We start from the raw sequence: 7565 nt of genomic DNA, 5'->3' as shown, positions 1-7565 counted from the left end.
CCGGCAGCCCGTAGCAGTGGTCGCCGTGCACATGAGTAATCAAGATAGCCTTCAACGAATGGAACGACAGCTTGGTACGCAAGACCTGATGCTGGGTGCCCTCACCACAATCAACCAGGTACCAGCCCTTCCCTTTGCTTTCACGCAAAGCGATCCCAGAGACATTTCTTTGTTTAGTGGGCACACCAGCGGAGGTGCCGAGGAAGAGTAGGTTCATATCGCGTCCGTGCTTTCTCTTTAGAAACCTGAACTTTGTCTGGCGGCATACAGATTTCCAATAAGTTTGGTTGCTCAAATTTTTACGACAGGATGCCAACGACAACAGTCGCAATCGTTAAGCGGCCTCAAAATCCAATGGCTGCAGGTCGTCCAAATTAATTGTGCTGCGAGCCACCCATAGGTCGTACATGTGAAAAAGCACTCTGCATAAACTACCCAATAGAATTGATGGGCAAACTGATGACAACGTGCCATGAAAGCCCATCACTATCCATTTAGCGTGCTGCACTTAGTTTAGGTACTTGTCTTTACACTATGTTCTCAAAACAACAACAGCGCCAAGCTAATGATAACACCGCTCACCACCAGTACGACGGCACAGTAACCCATGATATCCCTGGCCTTTAGTCCTGCGATCGCAAGGGCGGGCAAGGCCCAGAACGGTTGAAGCATGTTTGTCCAGCTATCTCCCCAGGCGAATGCCATCGCCACTCTAGATGTGTCGGCATTCAGCGCCTGAGCAGCCTCCATGACAATCGGCCCTTGAACCGCCCACTGACCACCACCTGATGGCACAAGCATGTTAATTAAGCCAGCGGAAAGGAAACTCCAAACCGGCAGTGTGTCCGCTGTTGATATATCAACAAACACTTGGGCAAGGTCTCCTGCTAAACCAGACTGGGCCATGATACCCATGAGCCCCGCATAAAACGGGAACTGGATGATGATGCCACTAGCACCTTTCACAGCTTCATTAATCTGCTCCAGGAAGCTACTGAGATTCTTGTGTAGCCCGATACCAATGAAAATCAGCGCAAATATGATGACATTAAGATTGAGCCCCCCACCATTAACCGCATAGAAAATCAGTGCAGTAATGCCTAACAGAGAGATTATCAGCGCAGGCCAAACTGAGTGTTCAAGGCGCTCTGCTGGCCGTGAGACATCAGCCTTGATAGGAGGCTCATCTGCAAAGTCATTAAAGGGGACAGGCTCACTGCTTTTCATCATTAGATAGTTGGTGAGCGGAAGAGCGATGAACATCGCCAAGACTAGGCCAATATTCAAGGGACTGAAGAGCGTCTCACTGGTCGGAATCAAGCCAACGCTGTCTTCAAGGAAATGCCCAGAAGTCGCCAAGCTGAGTGGTATCGAACCAGATAGCCCTGCATGCCAGATCAGAAAACCAGAGTAAGCACTGGCGATCAATAGCCGATAATCAACAAATGGTACGCGCTTGGCCAACTCTTTGGCTAGAACTGCTCCGACAACAAGCCCTATACCCCAGTTCAGCCAACTGGCCAGAAGGGAAATGACAGTCACTATGACTATAGCACTACCAGGTGTTTGCGCAGAGTCGGCGATACGCAGCGTTAGATATTTGAACAATGGAGTAGTAGCTACCACGAAACCTGCGACTAGAATCAAGACCATCTGCATCGCGAACCCATGCAGACTCCAGAACCCATCCATCCAGTAGCCGAGCATCTTATTAGGCGCATCTCCTCTGAATACCACGCAAGCCAACATGATCACTATAGTAAGTACGATCACGATGACTAGCGGATCAGGAAGATAGCGGTCAAAGATTCGCGTCAACCCATTGGTAATACCACCGAATAGCTTATTTTTTTTACTTATTTTCAAGGTATTATTAGACATTATTATTCTCCTGCCCTGATATTTAACCGTGATGGACCAGAGTAGCTGCAGCTAAGTCTTCTAGTGCGGTACCAACAGCTTTGAATACCGTACATTCCTGTTCCGACCTGCGCGTCGGGCATTGGCAACGGCAAAGCTCCTCTAGAGTGCCAATGACGGCATCCCGGCTTAGGTCACCTAGCTCTATCGGTTGGAGAAGATCCCCTGACTTTTCCAGGGCTTCCTCAGTATCGATGAAGAGACTGTTGTTCACGATGGCATTAGTATCTGCCTCGCGCATTTCCGGAGTGAAGCTACCGATTAAGTCGAGATGGCTGCCCGGAGTCAGCCAGGCCCCTTCAATCAATGGCTTTGTTGACAAGGTCGCGCAGCTGATAGCGTCTGCCCAACCAACGGCTTGTTCCAAATTCTCGACCACATGTGCAATGAAGCCATCTTGATTGAGTTGTCCTACTAACCGTTCTGATGCAGCGTGATCGATATCCCAGACGGCAACTTCTTCTATTGGTAGCACCTCCCGATAAGCGTAGGGAATAAGACTACCCACTCGCCCTGCCCCCAGCAGCGTCAAGCGCTTGGTGGAAGGGCGTGCTAGAAGTTTTGCCGCTAGCGCCGAAGCGGCAGCGGTACGTCGTGAAGTGATTTCGTTGCCATCGACCTGGGCTACAGGCTCTCCCGTACTACGGTCATAAAGCATGTAAGTCGAGAACAGCCCAGGAAGCGATCTACTGGCGTTGTTAGGAGCAATATTGACGGTTTTTATTCCTAAGAACCCGGCATCGCTCCAAGCTGGCATAATCAGCATCGTCACAGGATCATCCGGAGTTCCGATGTTGTGAATATGTCTGCGAGGCGCCGTGCAGCCACGCTTAAACATTTCTTCCAGCGCTGGAATTAAATGGGAAAAAGGAAGTGCATTCCTCGTTTCTTCTCGAGTATATATTTTCATCTTAAACCCTCTTATTTTGGTTTATATGTCTAATTCCAGGTCGCTTACAGGAATAGCCTGACAGGTCAAACACACACTAGGGTCTTCCGGCTCTTGCCCATTGAGGTGGTATACCTTTCCGGAAATGATACGAACGGCACAGCTCTCGCACTGCCCAACGCGGCAACCGCTGGGCATGCTAATGCCCTGTTTTTCAGCAAAACTTAGCAATGGCCCTGCAGCTGAGTTCCAGTTAAGCCCGCGAGAGTTTGAGCGCACGAAGGAGACGCGATATTGCTGATCATCGTTGGGATTGATGGTTACTGGTGATCGGAACGCTTCGCTAAAAATATCGAATCTAGGTACTCCTCTTTCGATTAGTTGATTACTGATGGCTGTCATCATGGGATCTGGGCCACATAGATATATGCGTGCTCGACGCTCAATTAGTGAGTTCGATACGACTGAGGCTGACACCAAGTCGTTTGAGTCGTAATCCACTCCCATGCGGTCTGTCGTCAGCGGATCGTTGTAATAGTTGATTACCGTCAACCTAGATAAACGAGGTAGCAGCTTATTTATTCGTGCTCTGAAGGCATGACTCTGGCTATTACGGTTTGCATAGTGGATCCACACTTCAGGCATGTTGTCAGAGTCAACTAGGGTTTCCAGGTAGCTAATAAAGGGCGTGATGCCGATACCACCAGCGAAGATAACAACGGGCTGCGGCAATGATTCAGGCAACACAAAGCGGCCACCGGGAGCGCCGAGGTGCACTTCTTGCCCAGTTTTGAGATGATTATGGAGGTAACCTGACATTCTGCCTTCAATGGCATTGCCCTGTTCGTCGGCACCCCGCAGGTGACGTACAGCAATACGGTAACTGGTTCTCCCCTCCTTCTTAGCGGAGCCAGTCAGAGAGTAGGCACGGACTAATTGCTGGTCATCGCTGCCCTTGTTTAAGCACAGCGTAATATGCTGACCAGGAAGATAATCGGGTAGTAGCGACCCATCTGGAGTAACCAGTTCGACGGCTAAAACATCGGCCGTCTCTCGCCTCAAAGTGCGGACTTTAAATGGCCTAAAACCCTCCCAAGTTCGCCGTCTGGTATCTTGAGTGGGATCCCTCCGAATATCACAGTTGAACGAGCGCATTGGCACAGAGCCGCTGATGGGGTCCGAGCCACGCGCGCTGATGAGGGTATTGTAGTTACTATTACCGGCACCAACGACAGCATAGCCAGCACGCCCAAGCTCATTACAGCTTTGCCACCAACCGAATTCAGCGACAATAACGCCAATATCCAGGTCCGAACTGAGACTAGCGCAGAAACGAGCCTGTCCCTCTGTCGTTTCGATTAATACCCAGTCGCCCTTTTCAATGCCTTTCTTAGCCGCTAAGTCAGGATTGAGTTGGGCAACTGGCAGCGGGGATCTTTTGCGCAGCGACACAATCGAACGATGCTGGCTATGGCAGAAAAAACCGTTCTTGATCGACGTGAGCTTATAAGGGAATCGGGAGTGGGCTTGCCTCGCTGCAAGCATGCCATCAGCGGTTGGTAACGGATCATACCCATGACGCAACAGCGTTTCTGAATACAGTTCGACCCGCCCAGTGTGTGTCTTAAAGCCCTGGATCTTGCCATTACTTATGCTGGAGTACTGCTTTTGTGTTTGTGGCAGTTTATAGCGGATACCCTCCGGCTTCTGGCGCAGCTGCGCTACCGTCAGATCCAGCGGCTGCAGCATCCAGTTCCATCCAGCTTCGACACTTCCGTTAAAAAAAAGCTCGTCCATACCTAGCGCCTCAGCTAGGGCGAAAACGATATCGGTATCAGATTTCGAATCGCCTCTAGGCGCGACTACTCGCTGGCGCAGTTGGACATGCTCTACTGCTAGTTCGTTTATCTCGAAACCAGCACGCAGAGCTTCTCGTTCCCAAGGAGTATTAACTGGCAGGAGAATATCAGCGAAACGCGAAGACGGTGTTTCGAACAGGTCGCAATGCACATGGAACTCGAGCTGCTGCAAGGCTGTAATACCCAGCTCGACATCTCCCTGGCTGGCCATGAAATTAGTGCCGAACCCCATAAATGCTCGAACACGATACGGTTGGCCTTCGATGATAGAGCGATAGAGATCCCGAGCAGTAATCCACCCCTGAGCGGGTGGTCCTAATGGACGTTGGTCAACGCCCAATGCCTTATTTAGTTGTGCGGGCTCAATAAGATCCAACCCATTGATGGGCCGCACAGGCAATTGCCTGTATGCACGATTTCCTCCCAAGACGTCGAAACTACCGGTCAGTGCATAAAGGATGGCAACGGCACGTTCGGTCTGTGTCGCATTGCTATGCTGCCCAATACCCGTCCAAGAATGATACGCAACACGCTTGCTGGAACTGAGCAACTCCGTCGCCTGTGCCAGTGAATGAGCGTCGACACCGGAGACTCGCTCTACTACATCAGGGGTATAAGGCGCGCAGGTGCGCTCTAACAAAGCAAATACGGGCTCGCAGGCAACGTTGCCACCATTGCAGAGCGGAACACTATAGCGCCCTGCCAAAGCAGCATGGGCGGCGTGAGCAAGTGACGAGCCACTTTCCGGTGCATAACAGGCAGGCGAGTTAGTTTCACTGTTCCATACCACGAACGTATCGGGAATATTTTCATCCGCTAGCGCTCCCGCAAAATCACAGTCCTCTGCCCGCAGCAACGTCCCATCATCTGTACGGACCAGAAGAGGAGCATTTGTCCAACTACGAACGAATTGCTGGTCAAACCCCTTGCCCAGGAGTAACTGTCGCACTAGGCCCAGTACAACCACTAAATCAGTGCCTGGGCGGACACGAAGCCATACATCCGCACTAGCCGCCAGAGGTGTTTTACGCGGATCGACTACGATCATCCGCGCCCCGTTGTCCCTCCCTATTCCGATGGCATTGGCTTGGCTCAACCACGTGCTTGTAGGGTTGTGCCCCCACAGCATGATCAGATCGGAGTTGGCATAGTCCGCTGTAGGCATGCCACATCCGAATGTAAAGGCATGGGCATAATCTTTGTGCCAGTTGCAAACTTCAGTGCCATAACAAATATTGGGGCTTTGAAAGGCTCGGATGAATCGCTCAACCCAATCAATGCTATCCGACATGGGAGTACCGCTAGGGGTAGTTACACCAAAAGCGACTGACTCAGCCCCTGTCTCGGCTTTAATCTCGGATAGTCTTGCTGCAATGGTCGTAATCGCTTCATGCCAAGAAATTCGTTCCCAACATGGATCATTCGCGGTCTTTGGCGTTGTTCGACGCATAGGATAGAAGAGCCGGTTAGGGCTATGCACCAACTCGGGTGCGGCCCGCCCCTTCATGCACATTGCTGCGCCGGTGGGATGGTCGGAGTCTGGCTCCACCTTGATGAGACTTTCGCCTTCTACTCGGTTAATGGTTCCACACCGCGACCGGCATAAAGTGCAATAACCTCGCTTATCTTCAACTGGCATGGGGAAACTCCAAAAACAACGTTAGCCTTTTAAAACAGAACCTAGACTCACGCGGTCTTAATTACTAATATATATTTTTTAATAACCATTATTGAAAAAATAGATATGAACTCAGGAATTACGCTTCGACAATTAGAGTATTTGGTATCGCTAGCAGAAACGGGGCAAGTGACCCGTGCCGCCCTGCGTTGTCACGTCTCTCAATCGTCGATGACCATTGCACTTAAGAATTTGGAACAAAGTCTTGGCGCTCAGCTGTTCCAACGCCATGCCAAGGGCGTCCGTCTGACGGAGGCTGGGGAGAGGTTCGCGCGCAGAGCGCAAGACACCCTTTCGAGCGTCGAAGATGCCATCGAGGAAATCCGCCGCACCCCAGATGATTTACATGGGCAGGTACGCATCGGTATCACAGAGACAATATCGGCTTACCTAATTCCCCTGTTATTGGTATCGCTAACTAAGCAGTTCCCAAATCTGAATGTCGTCATGGAAGAGCGCGATAGGGCCAGCATCGAGAAGGGGCTGCTCGACAATAGCTTTAACCTAGCTTTCATTCTTGTCTCCAACATGGACGTTCACGAAGAGCTAGAGCACGAAACGATGCTGCGCTCCCCCAGGCGACTATGGGTCGACAGTGAGAGTCCGCTTCAATACCCCGAAAGCCTTTCCCTAGAGAAGATTGCCGAGACTAGCTTTATCCTTTTGGATATGGATGAACACGTTGAAACGGTGAAACATTACTGGGGAGATTATGGCCTTGCGCCTAAGGTCGCATTCAAGAGCAGTTCGCTAGAGGCAGTCCGAAGTTTGGTCGCGCTTGGCCAAGGAGTCACGATTTTGTCTGACCTGGTATATCGCCCATTTTCCCTAGAAGGACGACGCATTATCCGGCGGGACCTAGATGAAAGTCTGCCAACAATGGACATAGGTTGCGTATGGAAAAAAGGAGAAGAACTGCCGCGTAACGTTGGAGCCGTACTCGACTTCATTCGCCGCACAATTAGTGAGCAAGTACTGTGATATCGAGATCATTTTGTCTTTGGCTCAAAAGCCTATGCAGAGCCTTTACGTAACAACGGGAAAAGGCTGGCTGCAAAGCTGCAATTTAGTAGCCGCCGTGGCGAGACTGGTTATACATTAGGCTCCTCTGGAATCTGAACCATAAGGTCAGTCACTCCGATATCCACACCCGCCTGAGATAGCAAAGTAGAAACTTGCCCACGATGGTGAGTTTGATGATTAAAGAAATGAAGAACCA

At 50.7% G+C, this 7565-nt stretch carries 6 protein-coding genes; 1 reads left to right on the top strand and 5 read right to left on the bottom strand.

From position 1 onward, the window contains the following. The 4 genes from ACN0R1_RS20830 to ACN0R1_RS20815 form a co-directional block, all read right to left on the bottom strand. Positions 1-217, bottom strand: a 217-nt coding sequence (locus ACN0R1_RS20830; protein WP_417586078.1) for an MBL fold metallo-hydrolase, incomplete at its 3' end; no start/stop codon positions are given. A gap of 323 nt (positions 218-540) precedes the next feature. Further along, positions 541-1881, bottom strand: coding sequence for a short-chain fatty acid transporter (locus ACN0R1_RS20825; RefSeq protein WP_249017521.1), 1341 nt, complete (start codon positions 1879-1881; stop codon positions 541-543). Positions 1882-1903: 22 nt separating this feature from the next. Further along, complete coding sequence (locus tag ACN0R1_RS20820; protein ID WP_249017520.1) at positions 1904-2830, bottom strand: ornithine cyclodeaminase family protein; 927 nt, start codon at positions 2828-2830, stop codon at positions 1904-1906. 21 nt (positions 2831-2851) lie between these two features. Next, positions 2852-6307: a molybdopterin-dependent oxidoreductase gene (locus ACN0R1_RS20815; protein ID WP_417586077.1), complete on the bottom strand. Its 3456-nt coding sequence runs from the start codon at positions 6305-6307 to the stop codon at positions 2852-2854. A gap of 105 nt (positions 6308-6412) precedes the next feature. On the opposite strand from ACN0R1_RS20815, the gene ACN0R1_RS20810 reads away from it, so the two are divergent. After that, complete coding sequence (locus ACN0R1_RS20810) at positions 6413-7327, top strand: LysR family transcriptional regulator (RefSeq protein WP_417586076.1); 915 nt, start codon at positions 6413-6415, stop codon at positions 7325-7327. Between the two features lie 110 nt (positions 7328-7437). Here the strand turns inward: ACN0R1_RS20810 and ACN0R1_RS20805 are convergent. Next, a partial coding sequence (locus ACN0R1_RS20805; RefSeq protein ID WP_417586079.1) for a DinB family protein occupies positions 7438-7565 on the bottom strand: 128 nt, incomplete at its 5' end.

The organism is Nitrincola sp., assembly GCF_048264025.1.
Lineage (GTDB): Bacteria > Pseudomonadota > Gammaproteobacteria > Pseudomonadales > Balneatricaceae > Nitrincola.
Note: the sequence above shows the minus strand (reverse complement) of the source record. Positions and strands in the feature narration are given on the sequence as shown.